Origin of the sequence: Streptomyces sp. OR43 (genome assembly GCF_008042275.1) — a bacterium.
Taxonomy (GTDB): Bacteria; Actinomycetota; Actinomycetes; order Streptomycetales; family Streptomycetaceae; genus Streptomyces.
Window position 1 is genome coordinate 4,729 of record NZ_RDBK01000029.1, and the last position, 15,249, is coordinate 19,977.

15 protein-coding genes are annotated in these 15,249 nt (G+C 69.6%); 7 read left to right on the forward strand and 8 right to left on the reverse strand.

Annotated features, from left to right (window positions below; translation table 11 throughout):
* Positions 1-70: 70 nt before the first annotated feature.
* From EAO72_RS15355 to EAO72_RS15365, 3 genes are all read right to left on the reverse strand, one after another.
* Positions 71-1,696, reverse strand: a complete 1,626-nt coding sequence (locus EAO72_RS15355; RefSeq protein WP_187285060.1) for a prenyltransferase/squalene oxidase repeat-containing protein — start codon at positions 1,694-1,696, stop codon at positions 71-73.
* 150 nt (positions 1,697-1,846) lie between these two features.
* Entirely contained in the window at positions 1,847-2,728 is an 882-nt protein-coding gene (locus tag EAO72_RS15360; protein WP_148017896.1) for a terpene synthase family protein, read from the reverse strand.
* An 88-nt stretch (positions 2,729-2,816) separates the two neighbouring features.
* Positions 2,817-3,431: a hypothetical protein gene (locus EAO72_RS15365; protein ID WP_187285061.1), complete on the reverse strand. Its 615-nt coding sequence runs from the start codon at positions 3,429-3,431 to the stop codon at positions 2,817-2,819.
* Between the two features lie 349 nt (positions 3,432-3,780).
* Between EAO72_RS15365 and EAO72_RS15370 the strand changes: the two genes are divergently transcribed.
* The gene (locus EAO72_RS15370; protein ID WP_261991481.1) at positions 3,781-4,332 is read left to right on the forward strand and encodes an AAA family ATPase; all 552 of its coding nucleotides are present in this window, start codon (positions 3,781-3,783) and stop codon (positions 4,330-4,332) included.
* A 219-nt stretch (positions 4,333-4,551) separates the two neighbouring features.
* Here EAO72_RS15370 and EAO72_RS15375 read toward each other — a convergent pair whose 3' ends face one another.
* A complete protein-coding gene (locus EAO72_RS15375) occupies positions 4,552-6,078 on the reverse strand; it encodes an alpha/beta hydrolase domain-containing protein (protein ID WP_148017899.1) in 1,527 nt (508 codons plus the stop codon).
* A 227-nt stretch (positions 6,079-6,305) separates the two neighbouring features.
* On the opposite strand from EAO72_RS15375, the gene EAO72_RS15380 reads away from it, so the two are divergent.
* Positions 6,306-6,845 (forward strand): ArsR/SmtB family transcription factor, encoded by a 540-nt coding sequence (locus EAO72_RS15380; protein WP_148017900.1) that lies wholly within the window; start codon positions 6,306-6,308, stop codon positions 6,843-6,845.
* Complete coding sequence (locus EAO72_RS15385) at positions 6,842-8,137, forward strand: MFS transporter (RefSeq protein WP_148017901.1); 1,296 nt, start codon at positions 6,842-6,844, stop codon at positions 8,135-8,137. Before EAO72_RS15380 ends, EAO72_RS15385 begins: the two co-directional genes overlap by 4 nt.
* 128 nt (positions 8,138-8,265) lie before the next feature.
* On the opposite strand, the gene EAO72_RS15390 is transcribed toward EAO72_RS15385, so the two are convergent.
* The 3 genes from EAO72_RS15390 to EAO72_RS15400 form a co-directional block, all read right to left on the reverse strand.
* Positions 8,266-9,027, reverse strand: coding sequence for a maleylpyruvate isomerase family mycothiol-dependent enzyme (locus EAO72_RS15390; protein WP_148017902.1), 762 nt, complete (start codon positions 9,025-9,027; stop codon positions 8,266-8,268).
* Between the two features lie 345 nt (positions 9,028-9,372).
* The gene (locus tag EAO72_RS15395) at positions 9,373-9,867 is read right to left on the reverse strand and encodes an HIT family protein (RefSeq protein WP_148017903.1); all 495 of its coding nucleotides are present in this window, start codon (positions 9,865-9,867) and stop codon (positions 9,373-9,375) included.
* A gap of 262 nt (positions 9,868-10,129) precedes the next feature.
* Positions 10,130-10,483: a DoxX family protein gene (locus tag EAO72_RS15400; protein WP_148017904.1), complete on the reverse strand. Its 354-nt coding sequence runs from the start codon at positions 10,481-10,483 to the stop codon at positions 10,130-10,132.
* A gap of 375 nt (positions 10,484-10,858) precedes the next feature.
* Between EAO72_RS15400 and EAO72_RS15405 the strand changes: the two genes are divergently transcribed.
* The 3 genes from EAO72_RS15405 to EAO72_RS15415 all read left to right on the forward strand — a co-directional run bounded on the left by EAO72_RS15405 (position 10,859) and on the right by EAO72_RS15415 (position 13,577).
* Positions 10,859-11,713, forward strand: coding sequence for a sigma-70 family RNA polymerase sigma factor (locus tag EAO72_RS15405; protein WP_148017905.1), 855 nt, complete (start codon positions 10,859-10,861; stop codon positions 11,711-11,713).
* A gap of 205 nt (positions 11,714-11,918) precedes the next feature.
* Positions 11,919-12,524 (forward strand): hypothetical protein, encoded by a 606-nt coding sequence (locus tag EAO72_RS15410; RefSeq protein WP_148017906.1) that lies wholly within the window; start codon positions 11,919-11,921, stop codon positions 12,522-12,524.
* A 210-nt stretch (positions 12,525-12,734) separates the two neighbouring features.
* A complete protein-coding gene (locus tag EAO72_RS15415; RefSeq protein ID WP_261991482.1) occupies positions 12,735-13,577 on the forward strand; it encodes an endonuclease/exonuclease/phosphatase family protein in 843 nt (280 codons plus the stop codon).
* A 297-nt stretch (positions 13,578-13,874) separates the two neighbouring features.
* On the opposite strand, the gene EAO72_RS15420 is transcribed toward EAO72_RS15415, so the two are convergent.
* Positions 13,875-14,393, reverse strand: a complete 519-nt coding sequence (locus tag EAO72_RS15420) for a hypothetical protein (protein WP_148017908.1) — start codon at positions 14,391-14,393, stop codon at positions 13,875-13,877.
* A gap of 274 nt (positions 14,394-14,667) precedes the next feature.
* Here EAO72_RS15420 and EAO72_RS15425 point away from each other — a divergent pair, with 274 nt between their 5' ends.
* Positions 14,668-15,201: a kinase gene (locus tag EAO72_RS15425; protein WP_187285066.1), complete on the forward strand. Its 534-nt coding sequence runs from the start codon at positions 14,668-14,670 to the stop codon at positions 15,199-15,201.
* Positions 15,202-15,249: the final 48 nt, after the last annotated feature.

The window sequence follows — 15,249 nt, forward strand, 5'->3', positions numbered from 1 at the left end:
GGAGACAGCAGGGGGGCGGGGTCACGCCCTCCCCGAGAAGGGCTGTCACGTCAGGCTTCCGCCCGCGGCATCACGCTTTCCCGGAGCGTGGCGATGAGACGGCGGACCCGGACGGAATCCGGCGGGTGGACGAGGCCGGTGTCGAGAGGGTGCGACAGGAGGACGCGACGGGGCTGCCCGCTGTGGCGGCAGGTTTCGTACCGCGGTGTCGGCGAGCCGGCACGATGACGGCTGACTGGCGGATGCGTCGGGTGAGGTGGCCCAGGGCGAGCAGCGTGAACGCGTCGGTCAGCAAAGGGACGTGGTACGGGAACGGACGCGGGCCGAGCATGTCGGGGACGGAGATGATGCTGCCGTCGGGACGCTGTCGAGCGAGCAGACAGCGCGTGGCGCGCACCGCGGGAGCGGGGTCGGATTGTCCGGCCAGGATGATCAGGGCGTACGCGGTGCTGATGGCATCGCTCGGGGCGCCGTTCCGCTGTCCGAAGCCCCCGTCCTCGTTCTGTGCGGCCCGCACGAGGCCGATGATCCGGCGGTTCATGTCGTGGACGGCCGGAGGGAACTGCCGCGAGCCGGGGTGAGCGGCGAGGTACGCCCGGAAGGGGGTGTGCAGGCGGCTGCCGCTCCAGCCCGGAGGAAAGGACCCGTCGGACTTCTGGCGGCCGGCGAGGAACCGCAGAGCAGACCGGACGACCTCATCGTGGCGGCCTTGGGTACTGAGCGCGTTGACCGCGGCGGCGGTCATGCACGCCTCGGAGGGAGTACCCGCTCCGTAAGTGGGGAATCCGCCGTCGGCGCCACGAACCGCGATGAGGCATTCCACTGCACCCCGGATGGGGTCGCGGTAGGTGTCCGCGTCGAGTTGATGCAGGAACTCGACAGCGACGGTGGTGCAGTCCGTGTCGGTGAGACGGGCACCATCGGTGTAGGACCAGCCGCCGTTGGCCTGCTGAACGCGCAGAAGGTGGCCGGCGATGCGGTGCAGTACCTCGCGCGGCGCGCCGGAGCCGCACAGGGCAAGGCCCGCGACGGCGGTGCACCACGTATCGGTGTCCGTGACGAAAGGCAGACCGCCGTCCTTCCGCTGGTGCATGAACGTGGTACGCAGACCGGCGTCGACGACGCCTTCCATGCCGGGTACGCCCACCAGCGCGTGGAGAACCGACAGGTGAACGAGAAGGTTTCCCTCCCACACCCTTCCCGGGGCCTGCGTGGACACCAGCAGGGCGACATCGTCCCGGCAGACCGTGGCCCTGCCTCCCGCCAGGATCGCTTTCACGGCAACGGCCTGCACCGCGGCCCACGGATGCAGCGCGCGCACGTCGAAGGAGTGTGCGTCACCGTTGTCAGGTGCGTCCCCTGCGCCGAGCATCGTGAAGACGGCGTGCACCAGGGCACGTTTGCGTTCTTCTGCGAACTCCGGCGCACGGCTGACGACACCTTCGAGGGCCTGACGACGCGACAGATGCCCGGTGCCACGGCCCAGAGCGGCAGAGGCAACGGCCGCATCCATCGGACCTGAACCGCCGCGGTGGCGTTCCAGGTAGCGCACCACGCGGTCACGGTCGTGCGGATGGACGCGGGATGATCCTGACCGCCGCACCAGTGCCAGGGCGAGTGCGGATTCAAGGACCCGACTTCGACAGGTGTCACGCACGGCACCGTCCGCTCCCACCCGTTTCAGTACATACGCCATGAGTCGACTGTGTCCGGCGGACAGCGATGCCGGGAAATGCGACGACGGCCAGGCCGGGGGAAGCTGCTCGAAGGCAAGAGGTCTCATCGGGGCACGGTCCTTGAGCGCACGGCAAGGCAGTGACGTGCGAGTCGGTAGGGGCGGGGGCACTTACATGGACCGGTGGCCGGGCGACCAGCCGACGTCGAAGCGATCGGTGACACCGAGCCAATACAGCGTTGCGGCCACGAACGACCCGAGGGCGGTCACGAAGCTCCGCACCCTGTCCCGCTCGGATCCGGGAGCGGCCATCGCGGTCAACGAAGCCGCGAGCACGTGGAAATCCTCGAGCCGACGGTCCCGTATCCGCGTCACCTGCTCTCGCGCCGAGCGAGGAGAGCAAGCGCGTTCACGGCTCAGCACGGTCACCAGGTTGTCTCGGTCCTCTCGCAGGTCGTCCTCGGCCGAGACCAGGTCATTGGCCCACCCGGCCACATCGGCCGCGGCCAGCCGCAACGCACTCATGAGCTCCTCCCCACCGGGAAGTCCGGGCCACGGCGCGCGGGCGGTGCATTCCAGAACGTCGGCCATGGGCAGCGCCGTGATGGTCCTGCGGCGCCGCAGGACGTAGTCGTCGAGTCCCAGCCGGGCCCGGTTCGTGCGGTCGGAGGCCTCCTCGAGTGTCGCCAGGGCGAAGTCGCGGTAGTCGGCGACGAACCGTTCCCGCCACTGTGCGGACATCCGAGGGGCCGTACGCCGCCACAGGTCGTCCAGGGCCCGCTCGACCCCACCGGACGGCCAGGCCGCGCCGCCGCCGATCACGCCCAACAGCCCGTCGAACAGAGCCCCGGCCTCCTCCGGCCGGACATCGACCCCACGGCGGTCGAACCGGTCGTCGACCAGGCAGATGAAGGCAGCCCACTGAGCCGTCAGTTCCACGTCCTGGGCGCTCGTCCCCGGCACGGCCACACAGGCGAATGCGCCCAGCCGCATGGCAGCCAGCCGCTTCTCCTCACCGGCGTCGGTGACCAGACCCTGCTCTCGCGCCCACACGAGCACCGCGGCTCCGGCCCTGTCAGCCCGGGCGTCGCCCGGTGGGCGAGGACGGGCCACACCGACGCCCGATTCACCCGGCATCGGATCAGCCCAGTTCCGGGACCACATCGACACGAGCGGCGACCGTGGCCAGACTGCTCCCCACGGGAACAGGCGAGGCACCGTACGCCCGGGAGAACACCGCCGCACCGTCCTGCGTCAGCATCGTGTCGAACGGCTCGGCGACGACCGAACCAGGCGAGCTGAAGGACGGCATGGTGACCGTCATCTTCGTCATGTCGAGTTCGTACGTGGAGAGATCAACCGGCTGCGGGGCCTCGTCTCCGACAGCGGCATCTGCCGAGAGGGTTCGCCGCGCCAGGTCGCCGTGGGCCCCGGTGAAGCTCAGGCTGCGCCCGTCCGAGTCCCTGGTGAAGGTCATGGCGCCGTCGGTGGTCCAGGTCCCTTCCGTCAAGTCCAGGCTGATGCTGCCCTTGATCGGCCACTGCACGCACGGGGCCGGCCCCGAGGAGTCGAGCACGGCCGGAGCGGTGGCTGACACCACGACGCCGTCCGCCGCCAGGTGCTGAGCAGCGGCAGAAGACAGGCACCAGGTCACCGCCCCGGCGACAGGCATCACGGGCCCCGCCGCCACCGCGGCGGACACGGCAAGAGTGGACAGGGAAACCAGGACGGTAGTGATCACAGCACGACGCCGCATGGGCAAGCCTTCCGTTGTAGAGGCGCCACGATTGCCTGGAATCATCCGAAAACTGAAAGAATGAACGTTTCGGCATGACAAGTTCACCTGAAGGCGTGAGGCAGTGACTTCCACCGCAGGCCGGCCCGAGTGACCGTCGGGGGCCCGCCGGTCCGATGCCGATGTGCCGGTGCATCGCAGTCGGCGGTACAGACGATCCACGGCACGGCACGGCAAGGCATGGCAGGGCAAGGCACGGCAGGGCAAGGCACGGGACAGGGGCCGTGGCAACATGGCTGACCACCATGGAGCGCCCGTTCCCGAAGAGGGATCGCGCATCCGGCATGCCGCCTGCACACGAGAGGCCCCCGTGGACACCGAACTGGGTTCCGCAGTCGTCCTGATCACCGGCGTGATGGCGGCGGGGAAGTCCACCGTGGCCGAACTGCTGGCAGGGCGGCTACCGCGAGCCGCCCATGTGCGCGGCGACGTCTTCCGGCGGATGGTGGTCTCCGGCCGGGAGGAACTCCTGCCTGACGAGACCGTCGAGGCCAGAGCTCAACTGGAACTGCGCCACCGGCTGTCCGCGCTGGTTGCCGACGAGTACGCGCGCCATGGCTGGACCGCGGTCGTCCAGGACATCGTCCTGGGGGAGGACCTGAGCCGGTTTGTCGCCAGGGTGCACACGCGGCCTTTGTACGTCGTCGTGCTGGCGCCTTCCATGACCACCGTGCAGAGCAGAGAAGCCGGGCGCCCGAAGACGGGCTACGGCGCCGGGTGGACGGTCGAGGCCCTCGATCGGACTCTGCGCGAGGAGACGCCGCGCATCGGGCTCTGGCTGGACACGTCGGAGCAGACGCCGGCCCGGACGGTCTCATCGATTCTCGACAACCTGCCCACCGCACGCGTACAGGCCGGCTGACATCGCCGCCATGGCCGCGACTTCATCCGCCGCCGCTTCGGCGGTATCCCAACGGGGCAGGCCGCACCGTGACGACTCGCCCGACAAGCGCTACGGAGCCTGTGGCCCGCCGTTGCCTGGCTGGGGCAGGCGCGTGCCCAGGGTTCACGGTCTGCCGGCCGCGGCCCCGCGCCGGGGTGGTGCCGGGCGGGACCGCGGCCGGCGAGTCGGCCCGGTGGGTCAGCTGCCGATTGCCGAGTCCTGCGCGGCGGCGATGATCGTCGTCGCGTCTTCCGGGAGCAGATAGCCGGCATTGACGGAGGTCTGCGCGGCGTTGCGTACCTTGTTCACGTAGTCGGCGTGGCTCGGGTAGAGCCGGGCGAGCACCGGTTCCGAGGTGGCCGGGTAGTTGGGGTCGGAGGGGTCGCCGTCGTCGTGCCGGTCCCAGACGTCGGCGTCGCCGTTCCATGGGTCGCGGGCGCCGTACAGGCCGCAGAAGACGCCGCTGCCGGTGGTGTCGCGGGAACCGGTGAGCGTACGGGTGGGCACCGTGACGTCCGGCAGACGGACGCCGCCGGTGGCCAGGCCGGTGGCCGGGTCACGCAGGACGGTGCTCAGCGGCTGACCGCTCGGCGGCCGCGCACCGCCCCGTGCCCACGTGGCCAGGTGACGCAGCGCCGCGTTCATCGCCCAGTGTCCGGGCCCGTCGTTGAACGGAGCCGAGCCGGCGGCGCAGTCGGGCGACGGCGCGGCGGAGCCCGCCGACTTCTGCACGGTTGCGTCGCCGAGGTCGAAGGCCCACTGGTCACCGTGGGCGGTGCCGGCCAGTTCCCAGTGCACGACCCTGCCGGTGTCCGGCTGCCGTGCCGTCGCGGCGCCCGGCACATCGGTCTCGGTGAGGACGACGAACGTCGGCACCGGCAGGTCGGTCCTGATCCGGGACGGGTTCGGCATCAGCAGGGTGTCGGCGAGCACGCCGCTGATCGGTGAGGCGATGGCGCTGTTGCTGTGCACCATGAATCCGTCGTAGACCTGGGACACCGGCTGGACGGCGTTGACGTAGGTCGTCATGAACCCCGCCGACTGCGACTCGCCGTCGGCGAGGAGCGTACGGACCGGGAGCCCGCCGAGCGGGTCTGCCCCGACGGGGGTGCGCAGTGCCTGGCCGGCCTGGGAGAAGATGTCGTAGGCGAAGGCGTCACCGGGGTGGACCAGGCTCCCGTACCGGGCCGGGTCCCAGCCCTTGAGGCCCTTGATCTCACCCAGCCCGCCGTTGACCCCGACGGCCTGCGCCGACACGCCGACCCAGGCGTATCCCTCGCGCAGTAGCTCGTCCCGCTGGAACCAGTAGTCCGGGGAGAGGTCGAACTGCCCGCTGACGTTGAGCCACTCCACGACCACCGTGCCGTTGAACCTGGCCGGATCCGCGGGGCGGCGCACCAGCAGCCGGCTCTTGTACGCGGCGGTGCCGGACGCGCGGACCTTCCACCGGCCGTCCGACGTCCATAAACCGGACTTGGCGTACGACGTGGCGGTGCCCGAAACGAAGTACTCGTTCTCCGTGTAGCCGAACGAGCCGAGGTCCTCCGCCGCTGCGAGGAACGGGAAACCGTGACTCCCGGCGGGCGGAACGGTGACCGTGGGGCTCGCGGCCGCGGCCGGGGAAGCGGCGACGGCCGGCGGGGTGGCGGTGAGGGCGCCGCAGAGCAGCGCCCACAACGCGGCGGCGATGACGGACCGCCTGGATAACCGATGGAGCATGCGCATGGATTGCCTCCTGTATGCCTGTCCCAGTGGGCTGAGTGCGTCGAGACCGCAGTCTCGACGGACGGGGACGGGCTGCCATCGGTGAATCCACCGGTGTCCCGGGAGCGGTGACCGATCCCCGGTAATGGACGAATCGCCGTGCGATCCGAACCTGCCACCGAGGAGACCTGTCGGACCGGCGCGGCAAACCCCTTGACCAATGGTCAAGAAGTGTTGACCATTGGGGCATGCCTACCGACGACCTCCCTGAGACGTTCCACGTCACCACGGACGAGCAGCTACGCGCCCTTTCCAATCTCACGCGGCACCGGATCATGGCCGTGCTCCGTTTCGAGCCCGCGACGATCACGCAGATCGCCGGGCGAGTGGGCCTGGCGAAGGGCAGCTCCAGCTACCACGTCCGGCTGCTCGAACGGGCCGGCCTGGTGAAGGTGGTGCGCACCCGGAAGGTCAGGGGCGTCACCGAGCGGTACTACGCGATGGCCGCCCAGTCGCTCGTGCTGCCGGACCCGGGCGAGGGCGGACCCGACGTGCTGATGCGGCATGCGGTGGCGGACCTGGAGGCAGCGCCGGCGGATGGCGAGCGGCACGTACGGATGGCGCATCTGCGGCTCACCGACGAGCAGTTCGCAGAGCTGGGGGAACGGCTGCAGGCCCTGGCGGACGAGTACCGGAAGCTCTCCGATCCGTCGCTGCCGGACGCGTCACTCGTCTTCGCGCTGTTCCACCCGACACGGCACGAGCAGGCCGAAGGAGGCGCCAAGTGACTTCAGCCGCTGAGAAGTTGCCGACCGGCTTCGGACGGCTGTGGACCGCGCAGACGGTGTCCTCGCTCGGCGACGGGGTGTCGCACGCGGCTCTGCCGCTCCTCGCTCTGACGCTGACACGGAATCCGATGGCGCTCGCCGTCGTCACGGCCGCCGGAACACTGCCGTGGCTGCTCTTCGGGGTGCTCGGCGGCGCGCTGGTGGACCGCTGGGACCGTCGGCGCACGATGTGGGTCACGGACGCGGCGCGTGCGGTGTTGCTGGCGATACCGGCGGCAGCGGCCGCGTTCGACGCGCTGAGCGTTCCCCTGCTCGCGGCCGTCGCCTTCCTGCTCGGCCTCGGCGCGCTCTTCTTCGACACGGCCGCCACGGCCTATCTGCCGGATCTCCTCGGCCGTGACCCCGTGCTCCTGGAGCGCGCCAACTCCCGCCTGCGCGGCACCCAGACCGCCGCGTCCGGCTTCGCGGGGCCGCCCGCGGGCAGCGCCCTGCTCGCGCTCGGCCGGGCGGTTCCGCTGCTCGCCGACGCGCTGTCCTTCGCGCTCTCCGCCCTGCTCGTACGGTCGCTGCCTGCCGCATCCCGGCCCGTACCGCAGGCCCGCGAGTCGTTGCTGCGGCAGGCGCGGGCCGGCGCCTCGTACGTGTTCCGGGACCAGTTGCTGCTCGGGCTCGCGCTGCGGCCGGCGGTCGGGAACATCGCCTTTCTCGCCGTGGAGACCGTACTGGCCCTCTTCGCGCACGAACGCCTCGGCATCGGCACCTTCGGCTTCGGCCTGCTCCTCACGGCGGAGGCCACCGGAGGTCTCCTCGGCGCGGGCATCGCCTCCTTCCTCGGCCGGCGCCTGGGCACAGGCACCGCGCTCACCTGCACGGCCGCGGTCGAGGGACTCGCCGTCCTGGGCCTCGCCGTCGCCCCGAACCCGTACGCCGCCGGCCTCGCGCTCGCCGTCTGCGGAGCGGGCATGGGCGCCACGATGGTACTGGCCCCCTCCCTCCGCCAGACGATCGTTCCCGCCCACCTGATGGGCCGGGTCGCCTCCACCTCGCGCATGCTCGCCATGTGCGCCGCCCCGCTCGGCGCCTTCCTCGGCGGCTGGCTGGCGACCACCTACGACGTACGCACTCCGCTCTACGCCGCCGCCGGCCTCCTCCTCACCATGACCGCCGTCACGGCGACCATGACGAGCAACCGCCAGGTGGAGGCAGCGCTGCGCGCGGCCGCCCCGGCCGATGATCCGAAGCACAAGGAACCCGGGGCTCACGTGCAGGAGGGTGCCATGGAGAGCACCTGACAGAAAGCCTGGTCGCAGCCACATCGCCCGCGGGGCTGAGCCGACAGCCGACAGCCGACAGCGCTGTGCGGATGCTCGGGACCGAGCTGTACGAGACGTACTGGCCGCCCACCGCCGGGATGGACCGGTTACTCCTCGGGCTCCCAGGCGATCAGCCGCTCGAACACCTGCTGGTCGCCCTCGGTCTTCAGGTCGCCCAGCGTGAGGCGGCCCCAGACGAACAGGAGCAGCTCCTCGGCTGTGCCCGTGGCCGAAGCCGTGGCGGGCGCGGCGTCGTCCGTGAGGGGCGCGGGCCAGGCGCCGGTGCCGTCCAGCGTGAGGAGCCAGGAGCGGCCCTCGGTGGCGTGATAGTGAAGGGTGGCGGCCTCGTGCGGCCAGGCCGCCGGGGTGGAGTTGCACGTGTCGAGAAACTCGGCCACACCATCGATCGCGACGTCCGCCGGCATGGGCCGCACGGCGCCTGCGGCGAGCTGGGCGTCGTAGGTGTGCACCAGCAGCTCGTGCACCCGGCGCCGGGCAACGCCCCAGGCATTCGCCGGCGACAGGCCCGCGCCCCACCACGCCCAGCACTCGCGCTCCGGGCCGGCCTCGCGGAGCGCACTCAGCAGCAGCTCGTTCGACTCGGCGTACCAGGCCAGCAGCGCCTCGAGCTCGCGCGGCACTTCCGCGGCATCCCTGGCCGGCGGAGCCGCCGCCGGCCCCGCGGCGATGATCGCGGCCCACCAGCGCTGGCCCGTCCCCAGGTGCTGCACCAGATCGGCCAACGTCCACTCGGGGCAGGAGGGCACCGGCGCGTCGAGGCGGGGCGCGGCGGCAACCGCACGCCGGAACGCGGCCGACCGCTCGTCGATCAGTTGCAGTAGGGCGGAATACTGAAGACTCTCTGTCACATCGCTTACCTATCACCCCGGCCCAGCCGACAGCACCCTGTTTTCCGGGCCGTCAGCTGCGGGATCTGGGACCTCATGGAATGTTCGTCCGGAGCCATCTCCCTTCCCTGACGGGCGCGTTGAGCGAGTCGCGGGGAGGCGACCTACCCCCGACCGCCATGGCCACGCCGGTTCTGGCCCTCAAGGAAGCTCGTGCCCGCGGCTTGTCGCCGTAGCGGACGTCGTCACCCACGGCCGGGCAACTCGGCTTCCGGCGTTGCGGGAACCGCGTCACTATGCAGCAGCCAGCTCCGGCTTGATGACCCTCGGGTGTGGGGCCGGCCGGAAGCCGCCGGAGGCCACAGCTCAGGCCGGCTTGAGCACACCACGAGCGACAACCGCTTCACACAGCCGCGCGGCCATCGAGGCCGACTGTTCAGGCGGCAGGGCAAGGACCCCGTTCTCCGTCATCAAGGTGTGGAACTGCTGTTCACGGTAGGGGACGCCGGGCGGCAGGGCGGCGATGTGCCAGTGCAGATGCGCATTGCCCTGCTGGCTGCCGAGCGAATAGAGGTACGTACGCTCAGCACCGCAGACCGCCTCGACGGCGAGGGCGACCTCCCGGACGAATAGCATGAGTCGGCTGTAAGCCTCCTCATCCAGATCGCGTACGACGTGCTCGACGTGCGCCTTCGGCGCAACCAGGACCTTGCCCGGCACGGTGGGCCACCTGTCCAGGAACGCCACGTGATCGGCATCCTCGAAGACCGTCGCATGCGCGTAGTCCGGGTGACCGGCCAGGAACGCGCAGACGAAGCAGGGGCCGCTCCGGGACCGCTGCACGTAGCTCTCAAGATCCATTGGCCCTCGCTCCGTTGACACCTGCGCACCTCTCCGTAGGGGGTGCGCCAGTCTGCCGCAGATCCGGCGTCTGCCCCGGCGAAACGAGAGCCGTGCCTCAAGAGCGGGATCTGGAAGTGACGTACTGGGGGTGGCTGGCCGACGGCAGTGCCTCTGGCCGACGGGGGTTGTCGTGCACGCTCGTGTGCAGACGGACGCACTTCGTAGCGATCGAACAACCGCCGTCGTCTCCCTCACACGGCCTGGGTGCGTTGGCACTGCCTCATAGCTCGCCCGCGAAGAAGCCGGCGCCGGCGACTGCGAGCAGCAGGTAGCCGCCCGGGAAGGCGATGTTGTGGAAGACCCGTGCGCGGACGTGAGCCAGGACCGCGCCGATGAAGAACGCGGTCAAGCCGATTCCTGCCGCCAGGCCCAGCCGATGGACCCCGAGAAGGCCCATCAGGAGACCGGCGGCGCCCGCGAGTTTGAGCGTTGCCAGGTACGGCATCGCAGTGGGCGGAAGTCCGACCTCGGCTGAGTTGGCCAGCACGAACGGCGCCCGCGCGTAGTCCGCGATCGCCATGAACGTGTTTGCGACGACGCAGACAACGGTGGGGATGATCAGTACGGAACTCACGAGGGGTACGACCCCACGACGGCGAAAGGTTCCGGTGCAACCGGCGCTCCCGTGGCGCGGCTGGTCAGGTCTCGCGGCTGAGCGGCTTGCAGCAGTCCCGCCCACGCATACGCCGCTGCTTCCCCCAACTCGAGGGCCAGGAAGAAAACCGGCCCCGGCTTACCGAAAGGCGCTGTGCGGGCCATGCGCGGAGGTGCCGCTGTCCGGAGAGCGGCGCACACTCTCGCACGGTGCGACCGGACAGCGGCGGTTGCGCCGCTGTCGATGCGGAGCCACGCGATCTGTAGGCTCATGACGTTGTCATCTCCTCGGGATGCGAACGGGAATGGGTTCAACCGACCGTCCGACGTCCGCAAGCCCGGAAAGGTGACACCCATGGCGATCACGGTCGAGGAATTCGAGACCGCGCGACCACATCTGCTGTCAGTTGCGCACCGCATGCTCGGCTCGGCTCATGACGCCCAGGACGCGGTCCAAACGACATGGTTGCGGGCCATGACCGCCCGTTCCCCAGTATCGATTGAGAACCCGTCAGCCTGGCTCACGACCGTCACGGCCAGAGTCTGCTTGGACGAGCTACGCGCCCGACGGCGTCGCAACGAAGCGCCGCTGCTCGCGGACGCCATCCCAGCCATGGAACTGGGCGCGGACGAAGCGATTCTCCGCACAGAGAAGGTCTCCCGGGCGCTCATGGTCCTGCTGAGCCGGCTGACCCCGCCCCAACGGGTCGCGTACGTCCTGCACGACCTGTTCTCGGTGCCGTTCGACCGGATCGCACACGTGCTGGGCGGGACAGTGCCCAGTGCCAAGAAGCACGCCAGCAGGGCTCGACAACGCCTCCACCGCCCTCAGCACGCCCCCGAGCGGAACAGCCGGCCGGACCAGCAGATCGTCGAAGCCTTCCTGGCGGCGGCCCGAACCGGGGATACGCGCAGGATGACCGAGCTGCTCGCGCCCGACAGCGTCCGTGACGCCGACGCTGCGCTGCTGCCTCGCGGAGCCCGCACCACAGTCATCGGTGCTGCCGGCATCGCCAACGAGACCGTGCACTTCCGTGATCGCATTCAGTCGGCCTGCAGACTCACTGTCAACAACAAGTCGGTGTACCTCATCGCTCCGGGAGGACATCCCCTCGCCACGATCGAGATCAGTACAGCCGAGGGGAAGGTCGCGCGCATCGCGGTGCGAGTGGCGCAAGCCGACGATCAGTTCGCGCCTGCCCTGCCGTGAACAACCTGGATTCGTCTCCTTTCGGACACACAAGGAGACGGCGGGCAGCCAATTTCTGATGGAGGTGGCGAGCCGTGAGCCGGCCGACGCTCTCCTTACGGCGTTCGCCGTCTCCCTCTTCCCGGTGAGCGACTGGCCCCGCCTCGGCTCTGGAGCCGGCCACCAGGCGGGCAACGTGATCCTTCGTGCGCAGTAGGGTGAATGGGTGGACGTATCACAGGTGTTGGGGGAGCAGGATGCGCTGCGAGCTGAAGCGGAGGGCGTATACCGCGAGCTCCGGCTGGACGAACTGCTGGCCGCTGTCGGCACTCCGACCATCGTCGGGAGCGCGGCGCTGGGCCTGATGGTCCGTCGGGACCTGGATCTGGACGTGGTGTGCGAGCGTCTGGACGATGCCGCCGTGGCGGCCGTCGCCGCGGTCGGCGCCCGGATCGCGACCCAGCCGCACGTCCGCCTCGTGACTTTCCGCAACGACTGCGGAGCGTGGAACCGGGAGCCGCACGCCTACCCCGACGGCCTGTACCTCGGTGTGGAGTGCGAATCGTCCGGGGCCGGCTGGAACCTCGACATCTGGTTCCTCGACGAGCCCCAGCGCCAGCCCTCGACCGCCCACCTGGCAACCCTGCGCCCACGTCTGACGGACGAGAGCCGCGCGGCCATCATCGAGATCAAGCGTGCTTGGGCCGGTCGTCCCGAGTACGGCACGACGGTGAAGAGCTTCGACGTCTACCGCGCGGRTCTCGATGGCGGCGTCCGCGATCCGGCACGGTTCGAGACCTGGGTCGGGCAGCAGAAGGAGTGGGAAGCGTGACCAGGAACGTCATGTGATCGGCGGGTCAAAGCTTGTCGCGTGCACGGGGCCACGGGTTGCCGGCCAGGAACGTACAGACGAAGCAGAGGACGTACGGGGTTCGCCCCGAAGGAGATGCAGGTACTTCATGTGCCGCCTACGACCCGTCGCATAGCCTCGGGCAGGGAGACCTCATGTGATGGGGTGCGGTGCTGCGTCGAGGAGGCGAAGGTGACCGGAACCGGCGCGCGGTGGCTCACGGGCGTGCTGATCGTGGCCTGCGTGCTGCTTGTCGGCCCCAGTACGTCGAACGGTGTCCACGTCGCCAAGCCGTTGCCGGCCGGCGCCCCGGAGGATGTGGTGCCGAACCGCGTCATGACGTGGAACATCTGCAATCCGTGCAAGGGGAGCGACCAGAACGTCGGCCGGGCGGCGGAGATCGCCACGTACGCTCCTCAGGTCATCGGTCTGCAGGAAGCGTGCGTGCGTGACGTCGAGCGGATCCGGGACCACCTGCAGTATCAGTACGGTTTGGTCTACCACGTCGCGTACGGGTCGGTTCTGCAGAGATGGAGCCGCTGCGGGGGAGTGCCGTGGAGTCCCGGCGGTTTCGGCCAGGCCATCCTCTCGGCCGCTCCGATGACCGGCCAGGTGAACGTGAAGTACCCCGACGGCGGTTCCGAGGACCGCGGGTACATGGCCGTCACCACCCTTGTGGACGGGCGGCCCGTCAGGGTCTTCAACACGCACCTGGCCCAGCGACGTCAGGAGGCGGTCCGCGCGAAGCAGACCGTCGTCCTGGCGAAGGCGGTCGCCCGGTACGACCGCACGATCGTTCTCGGTGACTTCAACGCGGTGCCGGAGGCCGCCGAGCTCAGCGGGATGTGGCGCCTGGCCGAGGACGCGGACTCCGAGTGCGGCCCCTCGGCAGCCGGGATGTGCGAGCCGACCACGGACTGGCGCAGCAAGTTCGACTACATATTCCTGCGCGGCTTCGTCCCGCTCGAGCAAGATGTGCATCTCACTCCGTACTCCGACCACGATCTGGTCCAGGCCGATCTGAGCCGGTCCTAGCGAGGTCCGGCGCTGCCGCTAGGCCTGTGGACGCCCGCAGGCCCACAGGTCTGGGTCAGGTCACAAGTTCTCCGTCTGCTGATGTCGCGGGGTGAGTGGCGTGCCGGGGCCCAAGGCGACGTCGCCGTTTGAGGGCTTGCTCTGCTGGGGCCCCAGCCGGCCGACGAGGCGGGTCTGATCCTTCTTGAGAAGCAGGCGGCAGCAGGCGTTCCGTTCGGGGCGTTGTTCGGCGAGTTTGTCCTCACCCATCGGCTGTCCGGTCCGGTGAACGGTGCAGGACCGGACAGCGTTCGCACGTCAGCTGGGTTCGGCGGCCATCGAGTCGAAGGTTTCCCGCATCAGCTGATCGATGGTGCCGGCCCGTTCGGCCAGGGAGTCGAAGAGGTCAGCGAGCAACCACAGCACGAAGCTGTGCACCAGTGCTTCGTCCGGCGGGATCGGCCCGAACCGATCGCGCCACGCCACTGTGTCCATACCCATGGCCGCCGCCATGAGGACGCCGGTGACGATGGGCACCTGAACCGGGTCAGCCATCTCGAAGGTGGGGAGCTTGCGGATCACAGCTGGGATCAGATCGCTGAGGGGATCCAGGCGGTCTTTCCTGCCTTCCTGCTCGACGAGCAGGTAGCCGGTCAGCACGCCCACCAGAAAGACCGTTCCCCGTGAGACTTCTTCGGGCCCGTAGGTGTCCATCGCAGCCTGGACCCGCTGCTGTGCTTGCCGGCGTTCTTTCGGGGAAGTGCGCTTCTCCAGGACTCGGTACGAGTCCCACGCTGCACGGATCGCTTGATCTACGACCACGCCGTCATCAGTCATGAGGCAACCGTAGTGAGCGAACGACGTGCGGGAGAAATCCTCGAGCAGCCGGCCACGGAGACCTGATGAAGCCATGCCCCGACGGAGACTGCTCCGGCACCGCCTGCGTGGGGGTGCCACCGGAGCTGCGACACAGCAGGTGCCACACCCCGTGCTGCGTCCGTGACCTGCGCATACACACGAAGGGGTTGAACAGCACGCGTGTAGCACCACCGGGTAGACCTGACCGAAGTTCCTTGAAGCGCCAGTGCCCGCCGGTAGCGTGGTGCAGATGATGGTGGGCACCACACAGACCAGGCTCGTTGTCCTGCGCGGGAACAGCGCCTCGGGCAAGTCGACGGTCGCGGCCGGCATCCGGGAGCGATTCGGCCGCGGTCTGGCGTTGGTCGGACAGGACAACCTCCGCCGGGTCGTCCTGCGCGAGCGGGACCGTCCCGGCGCCGCGAATATCGGCCTGATCGATACCGTCGCCCGGTACAGCCTCGATGCCGGGTATCACGTGGTCCTCGAAGGAATTCTGTACGCAGACCGCTACGGGCAGATGCTCCAGCGACTGCGCGCCGAGCATCGCGGGCCCACCCACTGCTACTACCTGGAGGTCCCTTTCCCGGAGACCCTGGCCAGGCACGCGACCAAACCCATCGCGGACGAGGTCAGTGAGGGGCAGCTGCGCGAGTGGTACAGGCCGCTCGATCTCCTTCCCGGCAGCATCGAGACCGTCATCCACGCCGACAGCATCCTGGCGGACACCGTCGACCGCATCATGCACGACACCGGCCTCGCCCGGCTTCCCGCACTGGAGCACTGACCCACAGGGCGGCCCGCGCGGAGACGCGTGTCCGGACGAGACAACGAG

Bases quoted from the DNA above. Each gene is read 5' to 3' on its own strand.
- EAO72_RS15355 (WP_187285060.1), bottom strand. From the start codon at position 1,696: ATGGCGTATGTACTGAAACGGGTGGGAGCGGACGGTGCCGTGCGTGAC.
- EAO72_RS15365 (WP_187285061.1), bottom strand. From the start codon at position 3,431: ATGCGGCGTCGTGCTGTGATCACTACCGTCCTGGTTTCCCTGTCCACT.
- EAO72_RS15375 (WP_148017899.1), bottom strand. From the start codon at position 6,078: ATGCGCATGCTCCATCGGTTATCCAGGCGGTCCGTCATCGCCGCCGCG.
- EAO72_RS15380 (WP_148017900.1), top strand. From the start codon at position 6,306: ATGCCTACCGACGACCTCCCTGAGACGTTCCACGTCACCACGGACGAG.
- EAO72_RS15395 (WP_148017903.1), bottom strand. From the start codon at position 9,867: ATGGATCTTGAGAGCTACGTGCAGCGGTCCCGGAGCGGCCCCTGCTTC.
- EAO72_RS15405 (WP_148017905.1), top strand. From the start codon at position 10,859: ATGGCGATCACGGTCGAGGAATTCGAGACCGCGCGACCACATCTGCTG.
- EAO72_RS15420 (WP_148017908.1), bottom strand. From the start codon at position 14,393: ATGACTGATGACGGCGTGGTCGTAGATCAAGCGATCCGTGCAGCGTGG.
- EAO72_RS15425 (WP_187285066.1), top strand. From the start codon at position 14,668: ATGGTGGGCACCACACAGACCAGGCTCGTTGTCCTGCGCGGGAACAGC.